Consider the following 24,121-nt stretch of genomic DNA (forward strand, 5'->3'; position numbering starts at 1 on the left):
CCGGCCATAGGATTCGTAGGCTGAGGCGGTGGAGTCACAGCGCACCGATTACCTGGCGTGGTTGTGCGCGGACACCTCCTGGCAGCTGGGCTCGGTGGTCGGCACCTTCGCGCTGACAATGGTCGCGCTGGACGTCACCGGGTCGACGGCGCAGGCGGGCCTGGTCTCGACGGTCGCCGGATTGGCGGCTGCGGCGCTTTCAATACCCGGCGGCGTGGCGATGGATCGCGTGGATCGACGCTGGGCCATCATTGCCTCCGGGATGCTGCGGGCCGTGCTCTATTCCGCGGTTGCTCTCATGTGCGTGACCGGCAAGCTTTCGCTCGGCCTGCTCGCCGGGTGCGCCGGAGCCGCGGGGCTCATCACCGGTGTGTTCGGCACGGCGTCGGACGCTGCCCTGCCAAGCATTGTCTCCGGCGAACGGCTGCCCGGCGCGCTGGCCGTGAACCGGGGACGTGACGGCGTCGTCAACATAATCGGGCAGCCGATTTCTGGGCTATTTCTGGCGGTGGGCTCCTGGGTGCCATTCGTGGCCTCGGTGGTCGGTGCACTCGGTCAGGCCGTCGGCATCAGTCGCGTGCGGGCGGACCTGCACCCGCTTGCCGACGACGCCCACAGTGCGGCTGCACCAGCGCCGGAACGCGCGGTGACCTGGCGGTGCCTGCTGCGAATACTCACCCGACCGGCCGTGTTGGCCCTGGCATCTTCGGCCATGCTGTCAAACCTCGAGGTCTTGCTCCTGATAGACGGGATGCAGATGGCCCTGCGCGTGGCCGGCGCCTCCACCGCCGCAGTAGGACTGCTGAACACGTTCATGGCGGTGGGCTTGCTCGTCGGTGCGCTGCCCGCGTCGTGGCTAATTCAACGCGTGCGGGCCGGCAGGATCATCGCCGTGGGATCGCTGCTGTGCACGCTCTTGGTGCTTCCCGTATTGGTCCAACCGCGACCCGTCGTCCAGGCGGTTACGCTGGCACTCGTCGGGTTGCCCACCGCGGCCACGAGTGGCTGCACCTTCGGTTACATCCAACACGTGGTGCCGAAAGCCGGACAGGGACGCGCCCTGGCGCTGGTGGGGCTGGTCATCGCCGCGATCTCGGCGGTCGTGCCGGTCACGGCCGGGGTGCTGCTCGAACTCGGCGGCCTGCGCCTGTGCGTGTTGGTCGCCCTCGGCCTCGGGGCGGCGGCAACCGCTGTGGTTGTAGCAGTCACGCCCGCGAGGCGTCTGGCGCGCGCCTCCGAGTGGTGAGGTCTCTGTCCGGGCGGCGCGCCTGCCCGTACGATGCGGCCTTAGCGTTGGGATGACTAACGTTGCCCGGTTGTATCGCCCTTCCCCTCACCGTACGATCGCGGCATGGTCGACACATCGACGTGGATCGCTGAGCTCAAGGAGCTGGAAGCCAAGGACTGGCCCGCCTACCTGAACCAGCGCTCTGGGCTTCCCGGCCCCCGCGCGAACATCGAGCTGATCGCGACGGCCGCGCTGGTAGCCGACTCCGCGGTAGTCGAGGAGCTGCTGGCCGACGGCGGCGAGTACACCACTGCCTGTGCGGCCGCTGCGCTGGGCTACCGGGCGGCCGACGCGGCCTTTGAGCGGCGGGCGCGGGAGCTGGCCACCGACGAGCGCTGGCGTGTGCGCGAGGCCGTCACCATCGGCCTGCAACTACTGGGTGATTCCGACCCGCAAACATTGTTCTCCCTCGTCCTGGCATGGGCGGATGACACGGACCCGTTGGTACAGCGCGCCGCCGCGGTGGCGATCTGCGAGCCGCGGCTGCTGCGTACCGTCGATGGTGCTCGGATCGCCATCGACGTGTGCCGACGCACCACCGATCACCTCATTGCGCTGCCCCCACAGGACCGCAAGGCCCCGGCGGCGCGGACGCTGCGCAAGTCCCTGGGCTACTGCTGGAGCGTGGCCGTGGCGGCCGACCCCGGCGCGGGGCTCCCCGTATTCGCGGCGCTCGACGTCGGCGACCCCGACGTGGCCTGGATCGTCACCCAGAACCGCCGCAAGAAGCGCCTGTCCAAGCTCCTCGGCAACCTAGGCTGACCCCGTAGAGGTGTTGCCTGGGCGGCTCGGCGTGCCACCGGACCGGCGGTGTCAAGATCGATGACAAACGCCGGGGAAGCGCTCTTCTACGCCACTCGGCACCCGCATGGTTCCAACGTTTTGTGAAGCGCCTGGAGCGCTGCGGATGTCGTTTGTCATCGTTTTTGACAGCAAGAGCGCGCTGGCGCCGGGAAGCACCTGACGGCCGCTCGCTAGCCCCACACCCCGGAGGAGCCGCGCCGCCAGGAGCCCACCAGGTGGGTGTCCACGATGCCGATGGCCTCCATGAGTGCGAAGACCGTCGTCGGGCCGACGAACCGGAAGCCCAGGCGCTTGAGCCGGCGAGCCAGCGCCTCCGACTCCGGTGAGCGCGTGGGCGTCTCCGCCAGGGTGTGCGGGGCGGGCGTGGCCGCCGGCCGGTAGGACCACACCAGGCCGGCCAGGCCGCCGTCGACGTCGTCGGCGCCCCGCAGCGCCACGGTGGCCCGGGCATTGTTGATGGTGGCCAGGATCTTCGCCCGGTTGCGCACGATCCTGGTGTCGGCCAGCAGGCGGGCCACGTCGTCGTCCCCGAAGGCGGCCACCGCCTCCGGCTGGAAGCTCGCGAAGGCCTCCCGGAAGGCGGGCCGCTTGACCAGGATGGTGCGCCAGGACAGGCCCGACTGGAAGGCCTCCAGGCTGAGGCGCTCGAACACGCCGCGCTCATCGCGCACGGGCATGCCCCACTCGGTGTCGTAGTAGTCGCGCAGCAGCGGGTCGGCGGCGGCCCACACCGGCCGGGCCAGCCCGTCCTCGCCGATCACCAGGTCTCCCATGCGGTAACCGTAGCGGACGGCCTAGACTGCTTCCATGTCGACAACACGCACACCGGTTGACCCCACCGCCACGGCCGCCTGGAAGCGGCTTACCGAGCTGCACCAGTCCATGGAGCCCGACCTGCGCGCCTGGTTCGCCCAGGACCCGCAGCGCGCCGAGCGCTACTCCTACGAGGTGGGCGACCTGTTCGTCGACCTGTCCAAGAACTTCCTGACCGATGAGGTCCGCGACGCCCTGGTGGAACTCGCCGAGGCCGTGGACGTTCCCGGCCGCCGCGACGCCATGTTCGCCGGAGAGCACATCAACATCACCGAGGACCGCGCCGTCCTGCACACCGCCCTGCGCCGCCCCGCCACCGACACCCTCACCGTTGACGGGCAGGACGTCGTAGCCGACGTGCACGAGGTCCTGGAGAAGATCTACGCCTTCGCCCGCCGCGTGCGCTCGGGGGAGTGGACCGGCGTGACCGGCAAGCCCATCAAGACGGTCGTCAACATCGGTATCGGCGGCAGCGACCTCGGCCCGGTCATGGTCTACGAGGCCCTGCGCCCCTACGTCCAGGAGGGCCTCGAGGCCCGCTTCATCTCCAACATCGACCCCAACGACTGCGCCGAGAAGGTCTCCGACCTGGACCCGGAGACCACCCTGTTCATCATCGCCTCCAAGACCTTCACCACCCTGGAGACCCTCACCAACGCCCGCATGGCCCGCACCTGGCTGCTGGAGGCGCTGGCCGCGCGCGGCATCAGCACCGACGGCGCCGTCGCCAAGCACTTCGTGGCCGTGTCCACCGCCCTGGACAAGGTGGAGGCCTTCGGCATCGACCCGGCCAACGCCTTCGGCTTCTGGAACTGGGTGGGCGGGCGCTACTCGGTGGACTCCGCCGTCGGCACCGTGCTGGCCGTGGCCGTCGGCCCGGAGAACTTCGCCGACTTCCTGTCCGGCTTCCACGCCGTCGACGAGCACTTCGCCACCAAGGCGCCGGCGGAGAACGTGCCCATGCTCATGGGCCTGCTGGGCGTCTGGTACGTGAACTTCTTCCAGGCCGCCTCCCACGCGGTGCTGCCCTACGCCCAGTACCTGCACCGCTTCCCGGCGTACCTGCAGCAGCTGACCATGGAGTCCAACGGCAAGTCCGTGCGCTGGGACGGCAGCCCCGTGGTGGCCGACACCGGGGAGATCTTCTGGGGCGAGCCCGGCACCAACGGCCAGCACGCCTTCTTCCAGCTGCTGCACCAGGGCACCCGGCTGATCCCCGCCGACTTCATCACCGTCGCCAACCCGGCCCACCCGGTCAAGGACGGCGAGGCGGACGTGCACGAGCTGCTGCTGTCCAACTTCCTGGCCCAGACCGCCGCCCTCGCCTTCGGCAAGACCGCCGATGAGGTGCGCGCGGAGGGCACCCCGGAGGCGATCGTCCCGGCCCGCGTGTTCAGCGGAAACCGGCCGACGACGTCGATCCTCGCCCCGGCCCTCACCCCCGCCGTGGTCGGGCAGCTGATCGCCCTGTACGAGCACATCACCTTCACCGAGGGCATCGTGTGGGGCATCGACTCCTTCGACCAGTGGGGCGTGGAGCTCGGTAAGAAGCTGGCCCTGGAGATCGCCCCCGCGGTACGCGGAGACGAGGCCGCCTACGCCGGCCAGGACGCCTCCACCCGGCAGCTGATCGACCGCTACCGCGGCCTGCGGCACTGACCGCGGACGACTCGGTACAGGCATGACGCCGGGAGCGGGGGAGACCTACCCCTCGCTGATCGACGACGCCCGCCTGCGCCCGCTCACCACCGCCGAGCAGCAGCGCTACTCGCGCAATGCACTCGTGCCTCAGGTGGGCGGGCGCGGGCAGCAGCGTATCCGCGCCTCCCGCATCCTGGTGGTGGGCGCCGGCGCCCTGGGCTCGCCCGCCGTCCTGTACCTGGCCGCGGCCGGCGTGGGCACGCTCGGCATCATCGACGACGACGACGTCACCATCTCCAACCTGCAGCGCCAGGTGCTGCACACCACTGCCGCCGCGGGGCGGCCCAAGGTTGACTCCGCCCGGGATGCCGTAGCCGCCCTGAACCCGGACGTGGAGGTGGTCACTCACCGGGAGGCCCTGACCAGCGCCAACGCCATGGAGCTGTTGCGCGGCTGGGACGTGGTGATCGACGGCACCGACAACTTCCCCACCCGCTACCTGCTCGGGGACGCCTGCGTGCTGCTCGGAATCCCGCTCGTGCACGGGGCGGTGCTGCGCTTCGACGGTGAGGTGACGGTCTTCGACGCCGAACGCGGTCCCTGCTACCGCTGCGTGCACCCGGCACCGCCCGACCCGGGCGCGGTACCGTCCTGCGCCGAGGCCGGGGTACTGGGGGTGCTGCCCGGAATCGTCGGAGCCATGCAGGCCGCCGAGGCACTGAAGCTAGTGATCGGGGGAGCGCGCCCCCTGGTGGGCCGCATGCTTCTGGTCAACGCCTGGGACGGGCGCGGTGCGGAACTGCCGATAAGCAAGAACCCCGACTGCCCGCTGTGCGGCACCCAGCCAACCATCACCGAGCTGGTGGACTATGAGGCCTTCTGCGGCGCCCGGCCGCAGGGGAGGATGACTCTTGCAGAGGAGAGCGATATGAACACGATCACCGCCGACGGTCTGCGTGACCGCATCGCCGCCGGGGAACTGCCCGGGCGGGCCTTCACACTGCTGGACGTGCGCGAGCCGCACGAGGTCGAGCTCGAGACGATCGATGGCTCCGTGCACATCCCGCTCGCCCAGGTGGTCGAGCGCCGTGGGGAGCTCGATCCGAGCCGGGAGCTGATCGTCTACTGCGCCGGTGGCGTGCGCTCCGCCCGCGCCATTGCGGCCCTGGAGGACGCCGGATACGCCGGCCCCATGACCAACCTGGACGGCGGTATCAAGGCCTGGGCCGCCTCCGCCTGACCCGCCGAGGTCGGTAGATCTTACGTGCCGAGGTCGGTAGATCTTACGTACTGAGGTCGGTTGAAGTGGCTGCGATGGACCTGCGGGAACGGTGAGCGGTGTCACCGCCCTCGGATTTCGACGACGGCGCCCGGATGGGCTATCGTCTTCCATGTTCCGAGTGGCGCGAGCCGCGCGGGCACGGGCTGTGGCGCAGCTTGGTAGCGCACTTGACTGGGGGTCAAGGGGTCGTGGGTTCAAATCCCGCCAGCCCGACCAAATCCTCCTAAGCGCCCGCTTCGCGATGACACTTGGCGCTTGTGTGAACCGGTGTCCTCTTGAACGAGTCGGAGAACGCACCGACAATGGCTATCAGGAGAATTCACTTGACCACAGACCGCGCCGAAGACAGTAGCAGCAGCGTTGATTTGGAAGAGACACGGTCCTCCCTCGTTGCCGAACCCGACGACGCCGAGCTGGCGTTGATGCTGGCAACGGCAACTGGCATGGGGCGTGCTCAGCTGCGTGAGCTCATTGAGCGGCGGGCGCGTGAGCGGGAGGCGGGTAACTGACACCTCTCTGTGGTTCCGGTAGGCGTGTCCGCCCTGGTAATGTTCGGGCCGCTCACGCTGGGAGGCGAAATGCGTCTCACCAGGTCAAGACCATCGACCCAACCGATGCAAGGAAGCAGCAGGTGCCGATATGGCCTTCGACTACAAGAAGGAATACAAGGAGTTCTACGCCCCGCCCAGGCGGCCGGGCATCGTTACCGTTCCCGTGATGAACTTCATCGCCGTGCAAGGCAGCGGCGACCCCAACCGCGAGGACGGCGAGTATCAGCAGGCAATGAGCTTGCTTTACGCCATCGCCTTCACCATCAAGATGAGCAAGCGGTCCGGACACCTGATGGAGGGGTATTTCGACTACGTCGTGCCGCCGTTGGAGGGGTTCTGGTGGCAGGAGGGTATCGACGGCGTCGACTACGCCCACAAGGACCAGTTCCAGTGGGTCTGCGCGATCCGGCTGCCCGACTTCGTAACCGAGGCCGAGTTCGCCTGGGCCGTCGAGGAGGCGACGCGCAAGAAGGGCACCGACTACTCCAAAGTGAAGTTCATGACACTCCAAGAGGGGCTATGCGTGCAGTGCCTTCACGTGGGTCCCTACGATGACGAGCCCGCGACCATAGCGCTCATGCACGAATTCGCGCGATCAGAAGGCTATGCCCCAGACTTCTCCGAAGCGCGCCGCCATCACGAGATCTACCTGAGCGACGCTCGGCGAGTCGCTCCCGAGAGACTCAGAACTGTGATTCGGCATCCAATCGCCGGGATCTCGTAGGACTCACCAGGGGAAGGAGCGATCTCCTCTCAGGGAGGTAGAGACGTTCTGTATCATATCGTGCTTCCGAATGATTCAAACGGCATCGCTTTTGCTAACAATCTTTCCTTGTAACCATGAGGGTGCCGCGACAGCCAGGAAGGAACACGCACCGACGATGCAGACCCACGATTCCCTATTCCCAAGGCTCCTGCCAACACTGCTATGCGTCGTTGCCGTGCTCGCGCTGGCGGACAGCGTGCTGGGCACCACACCCGGGATCGGACCGGTCCTGGAGTTCATCTTCCTGTGGATCATTCCGCTGCCCTCTATAGACTGGCTGACCGCGGTTGTGCTGTTCCTGCTTGCGGCGAGCACGGATAAGCGCAAGCGGGCAGCCTGGACGGCGCTTACCGTGATGACCGTGCTGGTGACACTGCTGTACGCACTCGTGCTGGTCACAGCGCTTCAGGACGATGAATTGGCGGACATGCGCTACTTCCTGACGGTTAATGTGGCCACGCTGCTGGCGTTCCTCGTGCTTCTGGCGTTGTACCGCCGCAGCTACACGGTGCGTTCCCAGCCCGGCAACACCTGGCGCGCCCTGGCGGTCTTCCTAGTCTCGGCGGGATCCGTCACACTGGTCGCCATCGTCATCAAGTTCGCCATATCGGGTGTGGGCCTGCAGCAGCTGAGCGAGTTGTTCGTCGGGGATGTGTCGCCCCAATGGCTGGTCAGCCTGCTCGGCTTCGCGTGGGCGGTCAGCTTCCTCGCCGCCTTCTGGATGCTGTTGCGCTCCCAGAAGCAGATCGCGCAGATGTCCGTTGCGGAGGAGACCCGTGTGCGCACATTGCTGGCTGAACATCCGGCGGACTCACTGGGGTACTTCGCCACTCGTCGGGACAGGTCCGTACTCCTGGTCGGCGACTCCGCCGTGGTTTACCGGGTGGCCAAGGGCGTGGCCCTGGCCTCCGGCGACCCCCTGGGGGACCCCTCCACCTGGTCGGCGGCCGCGCGTGCCTTCACCCGCCGTGCGGTGGAATTCGGCTGGACTCCAGCCGTGATCGGGGTCTCCGAGGCGGGCGCCCGGGCATATGCCGATGCCGGCCTGCGGGCGCTGCACATTGGGGACGAGGCCGTGCTCAACTTCGCACGCGCACGGATCGATGACATGCCCGAGGTACGCCGGCCGGTTCGTCGCCTCAAGGAACTCGGGTACACGGTACGGATACGCCGGCATCGCACGATCCCCGCCGACGAGCTAGCGGCCCTGGCCTACCTAGCACAGGACTGGCTGGGAGGTGAGACGGAGCGCGGCTTCTCCATGGCGCTCGGCCGCCTGGGCGACGCCTCCGACGGCGAGTGCGTAATGGTGGAGGCGCTCTTCCCGCCCGGTGACGAGCGCGGGGAGGTCGCCGCTCTGCTCTCCTTCGCCCCGTGGGGATCCGACGGCCTGAGCCTTGATGTGATGAGACGTCACCCAGAGGCTGATAACGGCGTAACTGAGCTGATGGTTTATGCCCTGATGACAGAGGGCGTTGAGCTCGGCATCACTCGGGCTTCACTCAACTTCGCGGTCTTCCGGTCTGCGTTCGTGGAGGGTGAGAGGATCGGTGCCGGCCCCGTTCGGCGTCTGTGGCGCCGACTGCTGCTGCTCGCCTCACGCTGGTGGCAGCTGGAGTCCCTCTACCGTTCCAATGCGAAGTACAATCCCGACTGGTTCCCACGGATGATCTGCTACCCCGATGGCGGGGATATGGCCCGCGTGGCCTTTGCCATGGGAGTCGCGGAAGGATTCGTGTCCCCTCCCGCATGGTTGTCATCGACCACAGGTATTCAGCAGCCGCGCCGCGACGACGAGGAGTCGGCCCGCCTGGCGGCCATTACCAAGGGAACGGTCAGTACCACCCCGCCCAGGCAGTACACCAAGCAGTTCGCGTCGCGTCTGGCTTCACGAGAGTCCATGCTCGCCGTCGGACTCGACCCATACCCGCCATCGGTCCAGGTCACGGACTCCTGCGTTGACGCCTCCGGAACGTGCTCTGTGGCCGGCAGAGTCTTGGCGGTACGCGACCACGGCGGCGTCGTCTTCGCTGATCTTCGGGACCGCAGCGGCGACTTGCAGATTCTCCTCGAGCGTTCCACGACCGGCGCCGACGACGTTGCCCGGTTCCGGCGGTTGATACGCGCCGGTGACCAGGTGGTCGTCTCCGGCACGATGGGAGCGTCGCGTACCGGAACACGCAGCCTGCTGGCGTCCAACTGGTCCGTCACCTCCAAGGCGCTGCGGCCCCTGCCGGACAAGTGGCGGGGCATACGCGATCCCGAGACTCGGGTGCGGCAACGTCACCTGGCGCTGATCGTCGACCCGAAGGAGCGTGCGATGGTGACGGCCCGGTCCACAGCCATCCAGGCGGTCCGCCGGGAGCTAATGGGACGCGACTACCTGGAGGTGGAGACGCCCATACTCCAACCCGTGCATGGCGGCGCGAACGCACGCCCGTTCAAGACACACATCAACGCCTATGATCTGGACCTGTACCTGCGTATCGCCCCGGAGCTGTATCTCAAGCGACTCATGGTCGGCGGCATGGAGCGGGTCTTCGAGATCGGCCGCAACTTCCGCAATGAGGGCGCCGACGCCACGCACAACCCGGAGTTCACCATGCTGGAGGCCTATCAGGCTTACGCCGACTATGGCGTCATGAAGGACGTGGCGCGTGATCTGATCGTGGGCGCGGCACGGGCAGCGCTTGGCACCACCGTGATTCGTGGCAGGGTGGCCGGTGTGGACCATGAAATCGATCTGGCGGAGCCGTGGCGGACGGTGAGTGTGTGCCAAGCCGTTTGTGAGGGGCTGGGTGAGGAGGTCGGACCGGATACTCCCGTCGAGATGCTGCGCCGGCACGCCGACGCCATCGACATGCGCTACGACCCGCGTTGGGGCTGGGGAACGATGATGCAGGAGCTGTACGAGCATCTGGCGGAATCCACCACCGTCGCCCCGACCTTCTTCACCGACTTTCCGGCGGAGACCTCTCCGTTGACCAGGCCACACCGCGAGGACGCCCGGTTGGCCGAGCGCTGGGACCTGATCGTATTCGGCGCCGAGGTGGGCACCGCCTACTCCGAGCTGGTGGATCCGGTGATTCAGCGTGAACGCTTGACTGCTCAGTCCTTGGCGGCCGCCGGGGGTGATCCCGAGGCCATGGAGCTGGACGAGGCCTTCCTAGCGGCGCTGGAGCAGGGAATGCCGCCCTCGGGTGGGCTGGGCATGGGGCTGGACCGGTTGGTCATGATGCTCACCGGCGCGTCGATTCGCGAGACGATCGCCTTCCCGCTGGTCAGGCCGGAGCTATGACCGGTCACCGAGGACGACTCGTACTCGCTTTGTTGACCGTTGTCACCTACAACAGCTGGCTGGCGTGGGGGCTGAACGGCGACCCGCAGGCGTTATCCGGCTACCTGTCCGAACTGGCGGCGCAGGACCAGCCATACCAGTGGTTCTTCCGCTTGGGGGACTTGGCGGCCGCCGTCGTCTTCGTCGTCATCGCCGCGCTGGGACGACACGGTTGGAGCCGCTGGCTCGGCGGCCGCGCCCCGCATGTAGCGGTGGCGCTGGCGCTGGTGGCCGTCGGCACGGCTCTGGATACCCTGTTCAACCTGCCGTGCGCGGAGAGCCGGGACCCGGTGTGCGCGGGAACCCCCAGCGTGATCAGGCACTTGCATGAGGCGGCCTCGGTGCTCGTGTCCGTGGCGCTGGTGGCGATGATCGCCCTGGTGGCGTTGGGGATGTTCGAGCGGGACGGCTGGACTGGGCGGGTATGGGCCGTGGTCGGTTTCGCCGTCGTCGTCGGGGCGCTGCTGCTTTTCAGCGCGGCCGCACCGGCACTGGCGCCGGGGACGCAGGGCGCGGTGCAGATCATTCAGGTGGTGGCGTGCTCGGCGTGGATTGCGCTGTTGGCGTGGCGGCTCGAGGATAAAGGTGAGGACCAGAAGGAGGAGAATGGCAGACGATCGGCGAATCACTGAGCGGCGTTGCGCGAGCGGACACACGGTCCGGGCGCGAGACGGATACGGACCGGCCGTGGTGTTCCTGAACGGTTGCGGACTGTCCGCCGCCGGATGGAACGAGGTGGTCGCCGCTCTGGAGGGAAGACGGGTTATCACTCTTGACCGTCCCGGGCACAACGGCACCAGGGCTGCGGGGCCGCCGTCACTTGCGGACGAGACCCGCCTCCTCGCGGAGCTGCTGGACGCGGAGGCGGCGCCGGTGGTCGTAGTGGCGCATTCCATGGCCTCCTTCCAGGCGGAGGCGATCGCCCGCCTACGTCCCGAGCGGCTGGTCGGGGTGGTGCTGGTGGATCCTTCGGTGCCGCCGCCTTGCGCCCGGTCCTCCGCTGCGGCGGGGGCGTTGGCAAGCCTCGCGGCGCGCATGGTGCGGCTGGGGCCGGTACGTGGTGTAGCCGGCAGGATGCTGCGGGCGGGCATGCGGTCCCAGACGGTACGGCCGCAGGCAATCGACTCCCCCCGGTGGCGTTCCCTGTGGAGCGGCGAACAGGCCCTGGCGGCCGCGGCGGCCGAGTGGCTGTCCTACCGCGACCAGGCGGCCCAGTTGCTGGTTCTGCGCGCCAGGCAGAAGGCGCCGGCACCCGCCCGAGTCGCCGTGCTGGAGGCACCGCCGTTCAACGGCGCGACGGCGGTTGTGAGCCTGCTTTCGGCCTTCCGCACGTCACGCATACGGCGCGTGTCCGGTTCCCGGCACCTGATGATGCTGGATGCACCACCGGTGATCGTGGAGGAGATTGAGCGGCTGTCCTAGCCCAGCGGCGTTCCGGTCGCCTGCTCCAGTTCGGCCAGCAGCCGATCCTGGAAGTCGACGTCGGTGGCACGCCGGTCGGGTTGCTGAGTGCGCTGGTGGTGCCAGTAGGCGCTTACGTGGGTGCGTGGGTCCTCACCGAGGGCCAGCCAGGCCTGGGTGCGGTGCCCGGCCTCCAGGTCGTCCGGGGCGCCGGCGCCGCCCATGCGGGTGGGCACCCAGCCCGGGTCGACGGCGTTGGCCCACGTGCCCGGACGGAGCCGACCCACCGCGGCGGCCAGCGCCGTCACCAGCAGTTTGGAGTCCGAGTACGACACCGTCGGCCGCGTGCCCGTCCAGTCGACTCCTGCCAGGCGGGTGGTGTTGAGCCGGGCACCGCGGTGCATGCTGGAGGAGAGGTACACGTGGCGCTGTGCGGGCACTAGGGCGGTGAGCAGGTAGGGGGCGATGACGTTGACGGCCAGCACCAGGGCCTCGTCCATGGTGCCGGCATTGTGGACGACGGCGTCCACACCTCCCAGAGCGGCTACCTGCTCGGCCACCTCCCGCACCTGCGTCTGCTCCGCCAGGTCCCCGACGACGCCGGGCACGTCCGCACCCACGGCGCGGCCGACGGTGTCGAGCTGCTCGGGGCGGCGCACATGCGCCACCACCTGTGCCCCGGCGTCCAGCAGGTCGCCCAGGGCGCCGAGGCCCAGACCTTGGCTCGTTCCGGTCACCAGTACACGTGTCACTGTGGTGTTCTCCATTCTCCTCGGTCGGCTTGACGATAACGTTACCGCCTCACGGTCGAGGAGCGGCGGTCATGAACGATCGTGGCCGGCTGCCGCAAGTAAGAGTTCCGCCCCGGCGTGTGCGGCGACCAGTACGGGCAGGGAGGCAGCCAGCCCGGCCGGCGACACGCGGGAGGGCACGCCCTGGGCCCGAAGTGCGCAGCGCGCCCAGGCGCCGTAGCCGATCACCAGCGGTGCGGTGAGAGCCCCGGACACGTACCCGCCCCGGACCGCACACGCCGCCAGATGGGCGAAGCCGTGCAGGCCCCAGGCCGCGGCCGCGTTCTGGAACCAGGCGGAGCGACCGCCGCTGCGGAATCCCGCCACCGAGGCGCCGACCCAGTGAATCCCGATCAGGGCGATCGCCAGACGCACATGCGCCTGACTCCACCCCTCGCGCCGCGCCCCTTCCGGAAGCGGCATCCATTCCGGCGCGCGGCGTAGCAGCCAGGTGGAGGAGGCCCGGTAGGTGAATAGTTCCTCTCCGTCGTTGAGCAGATAGCAGGCGGCCAGCCCCAGCGCCGCCGCCTTGACGCCGGCGGGCCGCGTCATGAGGTGAAGCTCCGCCAGCGCCGCGCGGCCAGGTACCCGGCCCCGTGCAGCGCGACGCCGACGACGGGGAAGGCCGGAATGGTCCACCGGGCCGCCCTCGGCTCGACGCCGTCGGCCCGCAGAGCCGCCTTGGCGAAGCCCCAGAACGGGAGCACGACCGGGAGGGCGGTGGCGCAGCCGGGCGTGTAGCCGCGGGCCAGTGCTGCCGAGCCCAGGTGCAGGAAGGCGTGCATGCCGTAGCCGTAGAGCATCGCCTGGTAGAAGCCCGAGCGGCCGCGGGTGCGGTAGCCGTCCGCGGAGGCCGCCGCCATCAACACCCCCATCAGGCTCAGTGCCACATACACCTGGTCGCGCGACATCCCCCGCGTGCGTACGTCCTCGGGCAGCAGTGGCAGGGCGTGGAGGAAGGGGGGACGGCGCCCGGGCATGGTCGCGTACTCCTCCAGGTCGTGGACCGGCCAGGAGAGAAACAGTCCTGAAGTCGCCAAGTCAACTCTGTCCATGGGGCCTCCCAGGATATCGCTACCAATAGTTGCGCAACCTACAGTAGCGGAAGTGGGTGTCAGATGGAAGAATTGCGTGCGATCCGGTGACAGGATGAGGAGGACGCCGTGGCGGGCAGGCCAGACGACACGGGTGAGGCGGGCCGACGGGCCGGGCTGCGCGCCGGCACTGCTCGGCGCACAGATGCGGGCCGCGGCGGACGGCCGCGCGACACTGCGCTGGACGAACGCATCCTGCGGGAAACCTTCGCTCTGTTGACCGAGGTGGGGCTGCGCGGTCTGCGCATCGACGCGGTAGCTGCGCGTGCGGGCGTCCCCAAGTCCACGATCTACCGGCGCTGGCACTCCCTGGCCGAGATTGCCGTCGACGCCGTCGACGCCGCCCTCGGGCCGCGGGAGTTCCCGGCGGGTAAGGACCCTTTGGTCGACCTCGCTCGCATCATCGTCCACACCTGGCGACTGCTCATGCGCCCGCCCCTGACGACGGCGCTGCCCGGCCTGGGTATGGAGCTCGCCGGGCACCCCCGGGCGGCCGCCGCCTACCGGGAACGCGTGATCGCGCCCCTGCGGGACGGGGCGATTGCCGCCGTCGCCCGCGCGGTGGACACCGGAGCGTGGAACGGACCGGACCCGGAGACCTCCGTGGACATGCTGGTGGGCACTTTCCTGTACCGGCTGACCTACCTTGGTCAGACCCCGGACCTGGAGGAGGTGTTCCGCGTGGCGGAGCTGATTGCCGGACGGGAGCTGCCGAGGTCTCGCGTGAAGCAGCACTCCGAGATATAGCGGCGCTTCGAGTTCTGGGTGCGGTGGACTTCGGGCTTGCCCACCAGGGGTCTGCCGGAACTGGGTCTGTGCGTGGGGAGGGGTGAGGCGCTTACGCCTCTCCGACCCTCCGAACCGGCATGGCGAACTCTCAAACGCGAGGAGCCAGATTGATGCCGCGTTTACGTCCCGGAAAACCGCAGCCTAATTTCATTGTTTTCCCAGATTGGGTGCTCGCCGTATCGAATTGGTGAATTCTCCCACGGTTGCATGAGTGGCGTACTAAATTGCCTCCCAGGTGGTCGGCCGACGCCACCCAGTCAATACTTCATCAGTGCTCACACATGAAAAGAGGCTCCCATGTGCACGGGAATCAGGTTCACGGACAATGAAGGCAATATGTACTTCGGGCGAAACCTGGACTGGAGCACCTCCTACGGCGAGCGCGTCGTCGTCGTGCCCCCGGGCTTCATGATCCGCTCGGCGTTCGGCGAGGACGCTCCGGCAGCACACGCGGTGATCGGCATGGGCATCGTCTACGAGGACTACCCCCTGTACTTCGACTGCGGCAACGACGCCGGCCTGGCCGTCGCCGGGCTGAACTTCCCCGGCTACGCCTGCTACCAGGACGGGCCGGTGGTCGGCAAGACGAATGTGGCCGCCTATGAGTTCCCGCTGTGGATCGCCGCCAACTTCACCAGCGTCGACGAGGCGGAGGCGGCGCTGGCGGAGACGGCCATCGTGGCCAAACCGGTCAGTGACAGCCTCGGCGTCTCGCTACTGCACTGGATCATCGGCGACGGGCGGCGCAGCATCGTGGTGGAATACATGAAGGACGGCATGCACATTCACCACAACCCGGTGGACGCATTGGCCAACCAGCCCACCTTCGACTGGCACATGGAGAATCTGCGCACCTTCATCACCGCCAGCGGCGACCTTCCCGATGCCGCCCATTGGCGCGACGCCGAACTCACGCCCTTCGGGTCCGGCGCCGGCATGCGGGGAATACCCGGCGACTACTACTCGCCGTCAAGATTCGCCAAGGCCGCATTCCTCAACGCCCATTACCCGGTTAAGGACAACGAGGCGGAGAACGTCTCCCGCATGTTCCACACGCTCGGCAACGTCTCCATGGTGGATGGGGCCGCGCTCATGGCCGACGGCGCCTACGAGCGCACGCTGTACACCGGCTGCTTCTCAACGCGCACCGGCACCTACTACTACTCGACCTACGACGACCCGGCGCTTCGCTGCGTGAGCCTGGCCGACTGCGCGGCTGCCGATGCGGCCCGGCTGCTTGAGCCGGAGCCGCGTATCTGGCGCCCATAGCGGCGGCGGTCGGGACTGCTGCAGGACCAAGCCGCTCCGGTCGGCGGTGCGCGCCGTATCCGCGACCTGGCGGAGACGGCGCGCACCGCCGTCGTCTGGAACAATCTTCGCCGTGACAAGTTCCGTACCTCCCGCCCCCGGTATCAGTCGCCCCTTGCTGCCGTCAGCGCCCATAGACCTGCGCCTGGTCGTCTCGGACATGGACGGCACGCTGCTCGACGGAAACGGCCTGCTGCCGGCCGGTTTCGCCGACGCCGTCGCCCGCATGCAAGCGCACGGAGTGCTGTTCGCCCCGGCCTCCGGTCGCCAACTCGCCAACCTGCGCGCCGTGCTCGGTGAGGCGGTGTCACGCTCACCGATCATCGCTGAGAACGGCACCCTGGTGGTTCAGGGCGACCAGGTGATCCACTGCGAGACGATAAGCGTCGATGACACGATCGCCGCCGTCGACACCACCCGCGACCTGCGCATCGACGGCTACGACGTCGGCGCCGTCCTGGCCGGAGTCGACTGCGCCTACATCGACCGGCAGGACCCGCCGTTCGTGGAGGAGGTCTCCCGCTACTACCACGAGCTCGAGGTAGTCGACGACCTGCTGGCCGTGCCACTGGACCGCACCCTGAAGGTGGCCGTCTACGACTTCGGCGACGTCGAGGCCGGCAGCTCCCAGGCACTGAAGACCGCCGTCCCCGGCGTTCAGGCCGTGGTCTCCGGCGAGCACTGGACCGACCTCATGCCCCGTGCCGCGTCCAAGGGCCGGGCACTGGCCGCCCTACAGGAGCGCACCGGCATCACCCCGGAGCAGACGGCGGTATTCGGTGACTACCTCAATGACTTGGACATGTACGACCACGCCGCACTGTCCTTCGCCATGGCCAACGCCCACCCCGGCATTCAAGCCGTCGCCCACTGGATCGCGCCGGCGAACACTGACAACGGGGTCCTGCGCACCATCGACGTCCTGCTGGACCGGCTCGGCTGACGCCGATCCGACCCGGCGCTGCCAGGGCCAGTAGTCCTGCTGTACGCGGCGCCACACCGGGCGCCACTGCTCAACACGGGCTGTTCAAGGCCGCTCCCAATGCGGACACGGCCTCAGCGCGAAAGTCCCGCATGGCGGCCGACCAGGTGCAGTAGTCGGCTCCGTGATACATACCCGGCTCCACTCGCAGCTGGACGCGCGCCCCGGCCTGACGCAGGCGCTCGGCATATGCGCGGTCATCATCCAGGAACAGATCCAGCTCCCCGACGCCGATCCAGGCGTCCGGCAAGGCGGACAGGTCCTTGCGCCGTGCCGGCACCGCCCAACGGCCCAGCGCCGAATCCGGGGCGTCGGACGGGGGCGGGGCGGACTGGACCGGGCGACCCAGATAGGCGCCCCAGCTCTCGGCATTGCGGCGGGCGGTCCACACGAACTCTCCGCGCCCGGGAGTCTCCACTCCGCCGGCGCCGGTACGGTCATCTAGCATCGGGTAGATCAGGAGCTGGAAGGCGAGGGGGATGCCCTCATCCAGAGCGCGTTGCGCCAGGGCTGCGGCCAGCCCGCCGCCGGCGCTGGCGCCGCCTACGGCGATCCGCGCGGGATCCACGCCCAAGTCGTCGGCCCGGTGCCCCAACCACCGCAGGACCGCGTCGGCGTCGTCCAGGGCGGCGGGGTAGGGATGGGCCGGAGCGAGCCGATAGTCGACAGAAACCACCAGGATGCTCAGCTCCCGTGCGATGCGGGAGCACAGTAGGTGGTCCTGGGCCGGGCTGCCCCCGACGTGTCCGCCGCCGTGGAGCCAAATCAGGGCGCCGCTGGGTGAGGCCTGCTGACGGTTCGCAGCCTCATAAACCCAGACAGGAACCTCCCGTCCCTGCCAGGATGCGGTCTCACGTCTGCCCAGGCGGGCGGGGAACACTCTCGCAGGAAGTCGGTTTGACAGCAGCGTGGAGAAGTCGGCGGGCAGGTCCTCAGGCTCCCCGGACTGCCCCCGGCCGATCACGAGCAGAGGGGCCCGCAGCTCATGGGCAACGCGTTCCAGCCCGGGTCCCAGCTCGCGGCGGCGAACCGCCAACGCCCCCACAGCGCTGAGGGCGACGATCGTGGCAGCGCCGAGGGTGGCGCGAGCGGATGGCGGCATCGGGTGCTCCTGCTAGTCCTGGTCGAGAATGTGCTCGATGTCCACGGCGGATCCTCGCGTGGCGCGCAATGCGTCGAGCTGGCGGCGTTCCTTCTTAGTGGGACGGCCGGCGCCGCGATCCCGGATGATTGCCGCCGGCGCGTCCAGTGGCGTCGGCCGCGGCGGGGAGAAGTCGGTGTATGCGGTGCGGGCGATCGGCGCGCCCACCCGTTTAACCAGGATGCGCTCCACCCGCAGAAGGCGATCGAAACCCTGCACGCGGTAGCGGATCTCATCGCCTACCTTGACGTGCTGGGACGGCTTGGCGGCTTCTCCGTTGATGCGCACATGACCGGCGCGGCAGGCCGCGGTCGCGGCGGAGCGTGACTTGACCTGCCGCACGCTCCACAGCCACACGTCAACCCGCGCCGACGCAGGATCGTTGGCGTCGGGAGCGCTCCGACTGTCGCTTCCGGTCGTTCGGTCCGACTGGGTATCCGCCACGTGTCCGATCCTAGAGGATCGGGCGTTGGGCCTCAGTGCCACTTCTACCGACCTCGGTACGTAAGATCTACCGACCTCGGTACGTAAGATCTACCGATCTCGGTGAGAAGTGCGCTGGCGGGGGAGGGCGGCGCGTCCGCGGGCCACCAGTCCCGCACCGATCAGCAACGAGCCCGCGGCACAGGCGAGCAGGTACGAGCGGTTGCCGGCCACAGCCACAGCCACGTCGGCGCCGATCCGGTGTGCGCGTTCCAGGGCGGAGGGGGCGCCGTCGCCACCGGCAGCGCAGTCGGTCAGAACCTCGCGCAGGGCGGTGACGTCGGCCTCGGGCAGGCCCAGCCCGTAGGCGGCGGCCACACTGACGAAGCGCTGGGCATACTCGCAGCGGAAGCCGGTATTGGGCGGCCACCAGCCCGGCCCGGTGGCGGTGGTCCAAGTTCCCGTCTCCGTAGAACCGGCCGGGCAGGTGGCCGGGCCGCAGTTGGACTTTTCCTGATTGGCCGCGCCATCCACCGCCAGCAGATTCAATGGATCATTGGCGACCAGCAGACGCCGGCGCTGATTCCACTGCCAGGCCCCGTGCGCGTACAGGTAGTTCAGCGGGATCACGTGGTCGATCTGAACGGCGTCGGAGGTGTCCTGTCCCCGCTCGAAGGCGATCTCGTCGCCGGTGTACGGGTCGTGCAGAGTGCCGAACCAGACCGTGGCGTCGGGGCAGACGGCCGCCCCCTGACCGCGCCCGGCTTCGATGTCCTGCGTGCCGTCCTCGCGGGAGAAGTCCGCGTCGGTCAGGTCCCGGGCCAGGATCTCATTGCGGGTGTCGCAGCCGTCGCCGTCGACGTCCATCCACGCCTGGCCGAACCAGCCGGTGCGCGAACCCCCCTCACCCCAGGAGACGGCGGCGGGGGAGTCCTCCGGCAAGGCCTCGAGCGCGTCCAAGGCCTCCGCCGCGCCCAGCACGAGCCGCTCGCGCTCGTCCCAGGAGACAGCGGCCGCGGTTGGCGCATCCGCCGAACTCGCGGTATCCGCTGCCGCCGGGGGCCAGACCGCGCACGGAGTCAGGGCGAGCGCTGCCGCAAGCGCGCAGGCCGCCGGCACCGTCCGGGCGGATCGGTGGAGACGAGGCAGCATGATGGGCGGGTTCCGCGGCCGGAGGCGGCTCAGGGAACGATGTAGCCGGCGGCGCGGAAGACCTCGTACCACTGCTCGCGAGTCAGCTCCAGGTCGGAGCCGGCGGCCGCGGCCTCGACCCGGTCCGGGCGGGTGGTGCCCAGCACCACCTGAATACGGGCGGGGTGGCGGGTGATCCAGGCGGTGGCAATCGCCTCCGGGGTCACGCCGTACTCGGCGGCCAGGCGGTCCACGACGTCGTTCAGCTCGCCGTAGCGCTCCCGGTTGCCCAGGAACGGGCCGGAGCCGTCACCGGACTGGAAGGGGGACCAGGCCTGAACTGTGGTGTTGGTCAGGCGGCAGTAGTCGAGGATGCCGTCGGTGCGCACCACCGACTGGTCGTGGCGCATGTTCAGGGCCACGCCCTCGGCGATCATGTCCGCATGCGTCAGGGACAGCTGCAGCTGGTTGACGAGCAGCGGCTGGTCCACGGTGGCGCGCAGCAGCTCCAGCTGGCCGCGCGTGTGGTTGGAGACGCCGAAGTGGCGCACCTTCCCGGAGGCGGCGAGGGAGTCGAAGGCGGCGGCCACTTCCTCCGGCTCGACCAGCGCGTCGGGACGGTGCAGCAGCAACACGTCCAGGTAGTCGGTTTGCAGCGCCTTGAGGGAGGCGTCGACGGACTCAAGGATGTGCTGGGCGGAGAAGTCGAACCAGCCCCAGCGAATGCCGCACTTGGTTTGCAGCACCACCTGCTCGCGCTCGGTGGCCGACCAGTTCAGGGCCGAGCCGAAGCGCTCCTCGCAGGCGTGGTCGCGGCCGTAGATGTCGGCGTGGTCGAACATGGTGATGCCCGCGCCGCGGGCGGTGGCCACCAGGTCGCGGATCTCGGCGTCGCTGAGCTCCTTAATGCGCATCAGGCCGAGGATGAGGTTGGAGGCGGTCAGGTCGGATGAGCCAATTGGTTGGATTCTCATACAAATACGGTATCCGAGTCGCGTTCGTCTGTATAGGCGCAACCCGCGGGTGTCCACAGGCCCGCCCGAGGGCCCGCCGCAGGCGGTGCCTGTGGACATCGGCGAGTGCCTCGGGCCGGCTCGGGCGCGGGGCGGACGGAATCGGTCCGGATCAGGCGGGCACGCCGGCGGCGGCCGCCCGGTCCAAGTACCAGACGGTCTGCTCGCCCCGGGCACCCGAGGCCGGGGCGAGGACGATATCGGGCGCTCCCAGGCCCTTCGTCGCCGCCTCGACCTTGCCTGCGCCCCCGGCGACCACCAGCACGTGGCGTGCGCGGTGCAGCACGTCGAAGGTGAAGGAAACGCGCTCGGGCGGCGGCTTGGGGGAGTCGTGCACGGCGACGACATCCGCTCCAGTGGTGGGCGCGGCCGGGTGCCCCGGGAACAGTGAGCACACGTGCGCGTCCGGGCCGAGCCCCAGGTGCACGACGTCGAAGCGGCCGTCCGCGGGGCCGTGCCGGTGGAAGTCGTCCGCGAGCGCTCGGGCCGCGGCATCCACGGAGTCGACCTGCTCGGGTCCCAGGAGCCGATGCACGTTGCCCTCAGGCAGGCCGGCGGCCAGCAGGCCCGCTACCAGCAGGTCATTGCGGTCGGCGTCGCCCGCAGGGACGAAGCGCTCGTCGCCCTCCCACAGGTGGATCAGGTCCAGCCCTGCAGCAGGCGTTATGCCCGCGTCGGACAGGGCCGCCGGGAGCGCGGCGGCGAGCGCCTCGCCGCCGGAGCCACCGGTCAGCGCCAGATGGGCGCAGCCGCGCTCAGCGCAAGCGGCGGCCAGCAGCCGGGCGGTGAGTCGGGCTGCGGCCATGGCCGCCTCGGCGAGTGTCTCGTGCACCATCACGGCCGCAGCGGGCAGGGCGGCGGCAGCGGCGTTGATGGCGGCGGCGTTCGTGTTCAAAGATCGGTCCCTTCTTCGGCGTCGGCGGTTAGCGCGGAGTCCTTCAGGAAGGTGGCCAGAACCTCCTCATAGACGAGGTCGGGGCTCAGTCTGCGCAACTCCTCATTCATGGTGGCCACGGGCTCACGGCGGGCCATGGTCACGACCTGTGGGCGCTCGATGCCGGGACGGGTGATCATCACCCGTTCGTGATCCTTGCGGGTGATCACCAGGTCGCCGGAGTCCGTGCGCACGGTGATGGTGGCGATCCCGGGGATGTCGGGGGCGTCCACTCGCTCCACAGCTACGCCCAGGCGCAGTCGCAGCCAGCGGATCATCAGGGACACCGAGGCGTTGTGCGGCTCGCCGGCGACGACCACTCCCCGAATCTCCCCGGCGCACAGCAGCGAGTCCAGCGTGGACGCGACCATGGCGCGCCACAGGGTGATGCGGGTCCAGGCCAGGTCGATGTCGCCGCGCGTGTACTCGGGGGCCAGGGCCGCCAGGGCGGAGGACGGGTCCGGCTGAGAGGGCGTGTTGGTGATGCGGGTAGTGGCCAGCGCTCCGAGCGGACTGGTGGCGGGCCGCGTCGGCGGCGCATACGGCCACCAGGTGACCACGGGCACGTCAGGGAGGAGGAAGGGCACCACCAGGGTGTCGGCGTGGCGTGCCGCCTCGCCCTCCGGGAACAGCACCAGCGTCTCGCCGGCCCCGGCGTCGTGCCCGATCCGGATCTCGGCGTCAAGATGGCCGACGGTCGCATCCGGGCGGTGCCCGTTGTGCCGCCGGTCGTCGTCGTCGGCGTCGCCGTCGGCGCTGGTCGGCGACACGACCGCGACGATGCGGCAGGGGTGGTCGAGGCTGGCCCCATGGGCCGCCACCAGGGCGTCCTCAAGACCGGCGCGGTCGGTGTCGATCACCAGTGTGAGCACGCGTGAGCCGCTGCTGACTCCCTCGGACAGGAGCGTGGAGACGATCTCGTCGGTGGTGGTCTCGGTGAGCCTGATGATCATGAACGCCTCCAAATGCGGCCGTCGCGGGCAAGCAGGTCGTGGGCGGTCGGCGGGCCCCAGGAGCCGGGCCGGTAGCCCTCCGGCGCCCCATTGGCGGCCCAGTGCTCGATCACCGGGTCGAGGATCCGCCAGGACAGGTCCACCTCGCGCTGCTGGGGGAACAGCGGTGCGTCACCGAGCAGCGCGTCCAGGATGAGCCGCTCGTAGGCCTCCGGAGACTCCTCGTTGAAGGATGCGCCGTAGCCGAAGTTCATGGTCACGTCGCGCAGCTCCATCTGCGTACCGGGGACCTTCGAGGCCATGCGCATGGTGATGCCCTCATCCGGCTGGATGCGCAGCACGATGGTGTTCGCGCCCAGGCCGGCCGTGGCCGCGTCGTTGAAGGGCAGGAAGGGGGGCCGCTTGAACACCACGGCCACCTCCGTCACCCGCCGTGCCAGCCGCTTGCCGGTGCGCAGGTAGAACGGGACGCCCGCCCAGCGGCGGTTGGCGATCTCCAGGCGCACGGCGGCGAAGGTCTCCGTGCGGGAGTCATCCGCCACGCCGTCCTCCTCGAGGTACCCGCGCACGGGGACACCGCCCTGGAAGCCGGCCTCGTAGCGGCCGCGGGCGGTGGTCGCGTCCAGGTCGAGCTCGCCCGCCCGCTCCAGCTTCACCGCGGCCAGCACCTTCTCCTTCTCGGAGCGGATGGCGGAGGCGCGCATGCTGATCGGCTCCTCCATGGCGGTCAGGGCCAGCAGCTGCAGCAGGTGGTTCTGGATGACGTCCCGCGCAGAGCCGATCGTGTCGTAGTAGCCGGCCCGGGTGCCGATGCCGATGTCCTCCGCCATGGTGATCTGGACGTGGTCCACGTACCGCTGGTTCCACAGGGGCTCGAACATCGTGTTGGCGAAGCGCAGCGCCAGAATGTTCTGCACCGTCTCCTTGCCCAGGTAGTGGTCCACGCGGAAGACGTCGTCCGGGCGCACGATCCGGGAGACGACGGCGTCCAGCTCCTGCGCGCTGGCGCGGTTGTGGCCGAAGGGCTTCTCAATGATCACCCGCCGCCAGGAGCCCGGTACCTCGTCGACCAGGCCGGAGGCGGCCACGTGCTCGGTGACGGCGGAGAACCAGGCCGGGGGCACCGACAGGTAGAAGGCGCGGTTGCCGCCGGTGCCGCGGGTGGCGTCCAGGCCGGTGACGGTGCGCGTCAGCCGCCCATAAGCGGCGTCGTCGTCGAAGGAGGCCAGCTCGACGAACCGCATGCCGGCGGCCAGCTGGTCCCAGATCGCCTGCCGCCACGGAGTGCGGGCGCCGCCGCGCACCGCCTCGGCCACGTAGGCGCGCATGTCGTCGTCGGACCAGTGGCGCCGCCCCACGCCCACCAGCGAGAAGCTGGGGGAGAGCAGGCCGCGGTTGGCCAGGTCGTATATGGCCGGCAGCAGCTTGCGCCTGGCGAGGTCGCCGGTGATGCCGAACATGACCAGCACGCACGGGTCGGCGATACGGGGCAGACGTAGGTCGCGGGCATCCAGCAACGGATTGCCCCGCAACCCTGTGGCGCCAGCCGGGGCGCCTCCGGACGGGGTGAGTGCAGTAGAGGTTTGGGGCAGGTCCACGGGTGCCTTCTGCGCCTTCCTGATTCTTCTTCCCTGGCAGTGACTTCGACCCGGCTCCGCTCCCGCGCGGATGCGCAACAG

23 protein-coding genes and 1 tRNA gene are annotated in these 24,121 nt (G+C 69.1%); 13 read left to right on the forward strand and 11 right to left on the reverse strand.

The features are described from left to right. Positions 1 to 28: 28 nt before the first annotated feature. Positions 29 to 1,246: an MFS transporter gene (locus E4J16_RS06115; RefSeq protein ID WP_136313523.1), complete on the forward strand. Its 1,218-nt coding sequence runs from the start codon at positions 29 to 31 to the stop codon at positions 1,244 to 1,246. Positions 1,247 to 1,351: 105 nt separating this feature from the next. Further along, positions 1,352 to 2,050, forward strand: coding sequence for a HEAT repeat domain-containing protein (locus E4J16_RS06120; RefSeq protein WP_136313524.1), 699 nt, complete (start codon positions 1,352 to 1,354; stop codon positions 2,048 to 2,050). A 212-nt stretch (positions 2,051 to 2,262) separates the two neighbouring features. Here the strand turns inward: E4J16_RS06120 and E4J16_RS06125 are convergent, their stop codons facing one another. Further along, entirely contained in the window at positions 2,263 to 2,865 is a 603-nt protein-coding gene (locus E4J16_RS06125; RefSeq protein ID WP_136313525.1) for a DNA-3-methyladenine glycosylase I, read from the reverse strand. Positions 2,866 to 2,899: 34 nt separating this feature from the next. Between E4J16_RS06125 and pgi the strand changes: the two genes are divergently transcribed. The 8 genes from pgi to E4J16_RS06165 all read left to right on the forward strand — a co-directional run bounded on the left by pgi (position 2,900) and on the right by E4J16_RS06165 (position 11,904). Further along, complete coding sequence (pgi, locus tag E4J16_RS06130) at positions 2,900 to 4,564, forward strand: glucose-6-phosphate isomerase (RefSeq protein ID WP_136313526.1); 1,665 nt, start codon at positions 2,900 to 2,902, stop codon at positions 4,562 to 4,564. Positions 4,565 to 4,586: 22 nt separating this feature from the next. Continuing rightward, entirely contained in the window at positions 4,587 to 5,786 is a 1,200-nt protein-coding gene (gene moeB, locus E4J16_RS06135) for a molybdopterin-synthase adenylyltransferase MoeB (protein ID WP_136313527.1), read from the forward strand. Positions 5,787 to 5,967: 181 nt separating this feature from the next. Further along, a tRNA-Pro gene (locus E4J16_RS06140) sits at positions 5,968 to 6,044 on the forward strand. A 107-nt stretch (positions 6,045 to 6,151) separates the two neighbouring features. Beyond that, positions 6,152 to 6,337 (forward strand): hypothetical protein, encoded by a 186-nt coding sequence (locus E4J16_RS06145; RefSeq protein WP_136193080.1) that lies wholly within the window; start codon positions 6,152 to 6,154, stop codon positions 6,335 to 6,337. A gap of 130 nt (positions 6,338 to 6,467) precedes the next feature. Further along, complete coding sequence (locus tag E4J16_RS06150; protein WP_136193079.1) at positions 6,468 to 7,103, forward strand: GyrI-like domain-containing protein; 636 nt, start codon at positions 6,468 to 6,470, stop codon at positions 7,101 to 7,103. Positions 7,104 to 7,260: 157 nt separating this feature from the next. Then, positions 7,261 to 10,443 (forward strand): bifunctional lysylphosphatidylglycerol synthetase/lysine--tRNA ligase LysX, encoded by a 3,183-nt coding sequence (gene lysX, locus E4J16_RS06155; protein WP_136313528.1) that lies wholly within the window; start codon positions 7,261 to 7,263, stop codon positions 10,441 to 10,443. Between the two features lie 32 nt (positions 10,444 to 10,475). Then, complete coding sequence (locus E4J16_RS06160) at positions 10,476 to 11,114, forward strand: DUF998 domain-containing protein (protein ID WP_240038314.1); 639 nt, start codon at positions 10,476 to 10,478, stop codon at positions 11,112 to 11,114. A gap of 55 nt (positions 11,115 to 11,169) precedes the next feature. Further along, positions 11,170 to 11,904: an alpha/beta fold hydrolase gene (locus E4J16_RS06165; RefSeq protein ID WP_168708127.1), complete on the forward strand. Its 735-nt coding sequence runs from the start codon at positions 11,170 to 11,172 to the stop codon at positions 11,902 to 11,904. Here the strand turns inward: E4J16_RS06165 and E4J16_RS06170 are convergent. The 3 genes from E4J16_RS06170 to E4J16_RS06180 are packed head-to-tail and all read right to left on the reverse strand — an operon-like array spanning position 11,901 to position 13,729. Beyond that, positions 11,901 to 12,650 (reverse strand): SDR family NAD(P)-dependent oxidoreductase, encoded by a 750-nt coding sequence (locus E4J16_RS06170; protein ID WP_204519963.1) that lies wholly within the window; start codon positions 12,648 to 12,650, stop codon positions 11,901 to 11,903. The two genes, E4J16_RS06165 and E4J16_RS06170, sit on opposite strands and share 4 nt — an antisense overlap. 54 nt (positions 12,651 to 12,704) lie before the next feature. Beyond that, positions 12,705 to 13,226, reverse strand: coding sequence for an HXXEE domain-containing protein (locus E4J16_RS06175; RefSeq protein WP_136313530.1), 522 nt, complete (start codon positions 13,224 to 13,226; stop codon positions 12,705 to 12,707). Next, positions 13,223 to 13,729 carry an HXXEE domain-containing protein gene (locus E4J16_RS06180; RefSeq protein ID WP_136313531.1) on the reverse strand — a complete coding sequence of 169 codons (507 nt, stop codon included), beginning with the start codon at positions 13,727 to 13,729 and terminating at the stop codon, positions 13,223 to 13,225. The genes E4J16_RS06175 and E4J16_RS06180 overlap by 4 nt, the downstream gene beginning before the upstream one ends. 108 nt (positions 13,730 to 13,837) lie before the next feature. Here E4J16_RS06180 and E4J16_RS06185 point away from each other — a divergent pair, with 108 nt between their 5' ends. The 3 genes from E4J16_RS06185 (at position 13,838) to E4J16_RS06195 (ending at position 16,808) form a co-directional block, all read left to right on the forward strand. After that, a complete protein-coding gene (locus E4J16_RS06185) occupies positions 13,838 to 14,515 on the forward strand; it encodes a TetR/AcrR family transcriptional regulator (RefSeq protein WP_240038316.1) in 678 nt (225 codons plus the stop codon). Between the two features lie 339 nt (positions 14,516 to 14,854). Continuing rightward, entirely contained in the window at positions 14,855 to 15,826 is a 972-nt protein-coding gene (gene bsh / locus E4J16_RS06190) for a choloylglycine hydrolase (protein WP_136193071.1), read from the forward strand. 112 nt (positions 15,827 to 15,938) lie between these two features. Beyond that, positions 15,939 to 16,808 carry an HAD family hydrolase gene (locus E4J16_RS06195; protein WP_240038318.1) on the forward strand — a complete coding sequence of 290 codons (870 nt, stop codon included), beginning with the start codon at positions 15,939 to 15,941 and terminating at the stop codon, positions 16,806 to 16,808. A 70-nt stretch (positions 16,809 to 16,878) separates the two neighbouring features. Here the strand turns inward: E4J16_RS06195 and E4J16_RS06200 are convergent, their stop codons facing one another. The 7 genes from E4J16_RS06200 to zwf all read right to left on the reverse strand — a co-directional run bounded on the left by E4J16_RS06200 (position 16,879) and on the right by zwf (position 23,959). After that, complete coding sequence (locus E4J16_RS06200) at positions 16,879 to 17,949, reverse strand: alpha/beta hydrolase (protein WP_136313532.1); 1,071 nt, start codon at positions 17,947 to 17,949, stop codon at positions 16,879 to 16,881. Between the two features lie 12 nt (positions 17,950 to 17,961). After that, entirely contained in the window at positions 17,962 to 18,432 is a 471-nt protein-coding gene (locus E4J16_RS06205) for an RNA-binding S4 domain-containing protein (protein ID WP_136313533.1), read from the reverse strand. A gap of 90 nt (positions 18,433 to 18,522) precedes the next feature. After that, on the reverse strand, positions 18,523 to 19,563 hold the full coding sequence (locus tag E4J16_RS06210; protein WP_136313534.1) for an HNH endonuclease family protein: 1,041 nt from the start codon (positions 19,561 to 19,563) through the stop codon (positions 18,523 to 18,525). 29 nt (positions 19,564 to 19,592) lie between these two features. After that, positions 19,593 to 20,516, reverse strand: a complete 924-nt coding sequence (locus E4J16_RS06215; RefSeq protein WP_073332302.1) for an aldo/keto reductase — start codon at positions 20,514 to 20,516, stop codon at positions 19,593 to 19,595. A gap of 151 nt (positions 20,517 to 20,667) precedes the next feature. Next, positions 20,668 to 21,450 (reverse strand): 6-phosphogluconolactonase, encoded by a 783-nt coding sequence (gene pgl, locus E4J16_RS06220; protein ID WP_338028878.1) that lies wholly within the window; start codon positions 21,448 to 21,450, stop codon positions 20,668 to 20,670. Then, positions 21,447 to 22,442, reverse strand: coding sequence for a glucose-6-phosphate dehydrogenase assembly protein OpcA (locus E4J16_RS06225; RefSeq protein ID WP_136313535.1), 996 nt, complete (start codon positions 22,440 to 22,442; stop codon positions 21,447 to 21,449). The genes pgl and E4J16_RS06225 overlap by 4 nt, the downstream gene beginning before the upstream one ends. Then, positions 22,439 to 23,959 carry a glucose-6-phosphate dehydrogenase gene (zwf, locus tag E4J16_RS06230; protein ID WP_275669603.1) on the reverse strand — a complete coding sequence of 507 codons (1,521 nt, stop codon included), beginning with the start codon at positions 23,957 to 23,959 and terminating at the stop codon, positions 22,439 to 22,441. The genes E4J16_RS06225 and zwf overlap by 4 nt, the downstream gene beginning before the upstream one ends. Between the last annotated feature and the right edge of the window lie 162 nt (positions 23,960 to 24,121).

Origin of the sequence: Actinomyces procaprae, assembly GCF_004798665.1 — a bacterium.
GTDB classification, from domain to species: domain Bacteria; phylum Actinomycetota; class Actinomycetes; order Actinomycetales; family Actinomycetaceae; genus Actinomyces; species Actinomyces procaprae.

What these genes read in the sequence shown, in the direction of transcription:
- moeB (WP_136313527.1), top strand. Translation starts at nt 4,587, where the DNA reads ATGACGCCGGGAGCGGGGGAGACCTACCCCTCGCTGATCGACGACGCC.
- E4J16_RS06210 (WP_136313534.1), bottom strand. Translation starts at nt 19,563, where the DNA reads ATGCTGCCTCGTCTCCACCGATCCGCCCGGACGGTGCCGGCGGCCTGC.
- E4J16_RS06120 (WP_136313524.1), top strand. Translation starts at nt 1,352, where the DNA reads ATGGTCGACACATCGACGTGGATCGCTGAGCTCAAGGAGCTGGAAGCC.
- E4J16_RS06150 (WP_136193079.1), top strand. Translation starts at nt 6,468, where the DNA reads ATGGCCTTCGACTACAAGAAGGAATACAAGGAGTTCTACGCCCCGCCC.
- E4J16_RS06125 (WP_136313525.1), bottom strand. Translation starts at nt 2,865, where the DNA reads ATGGGAGACCTGGTGATCGGCGAGGACGGGCTGGCCCGGCCGGTGTGG.
- bsh (WP_136193071.1), top strand. Translation starts at nt 14,855, where the DNA reads ATGTGCACGGGAATCAGGTTCACGGACAATGAAGGCAATATGTACTTC.
- E4J16_RS06180 (WP_136313531.1), bottom strand. Translation starts at nt 13,729, where the DNA reads ATGGACAGAGTTGACTTGGCGACTTCAGGACTGTTTCTCTCCTGGCCG.
- lysX (WP_136313528.1), top strand. Translation starts at nt 7,261, where the DNA reads ATGCAGACCCACGATTCCCTATTCCCAAGGCTCCTGCCAACACTGCTA.
- E4J16_RS06170 (WP_204519963.1), bottom strand. Translation starts at nt 12,650, where the DNA reads ATGGAGAACACCACAGTGACACGTGTACTGGTGACCGGAACGAGCCAA.
- E4J16_RS06175 (WP_136313530.1), bottom strand. Translation starts at nt 13,226, where the DNA reads ATGACGCGGCCCGCCGGCGTCAAGGCGGCGGCGCTGGGGCTGGCCGCC.
- E4J16_RS06215 (WP_073332302.1), bottom strand. Translation starts at nt 20,516, where the DNA reads ATGAGAATCCAACCAATTGGCTCATCCGACCTGACCGCCTCCAACCTC.
- pgi (WP_136313526.1), top strand. Translation starts at nt 2,900, where the DNA reads ATGTCGACAACACGCACACCGGTTGACCCCACCGCCACGGCCGCCTGG.
- E4J16_RS06200 (WP_136313532.1), bottom strand. Translation starts at nt 17,949, where the DNA reads ATGCCGCCATCCGCTCGCGCCACCCTCGGCGCTGCCACGATCGTCGCC.
- E4J16_RS06225 (WP_136313535.1), bottom strand. Translation starts at nt 22,442, where the DNA reads ATGATCATCAGGCTCACCGAGACCACCACCGACGAGATCGTCTCCACG.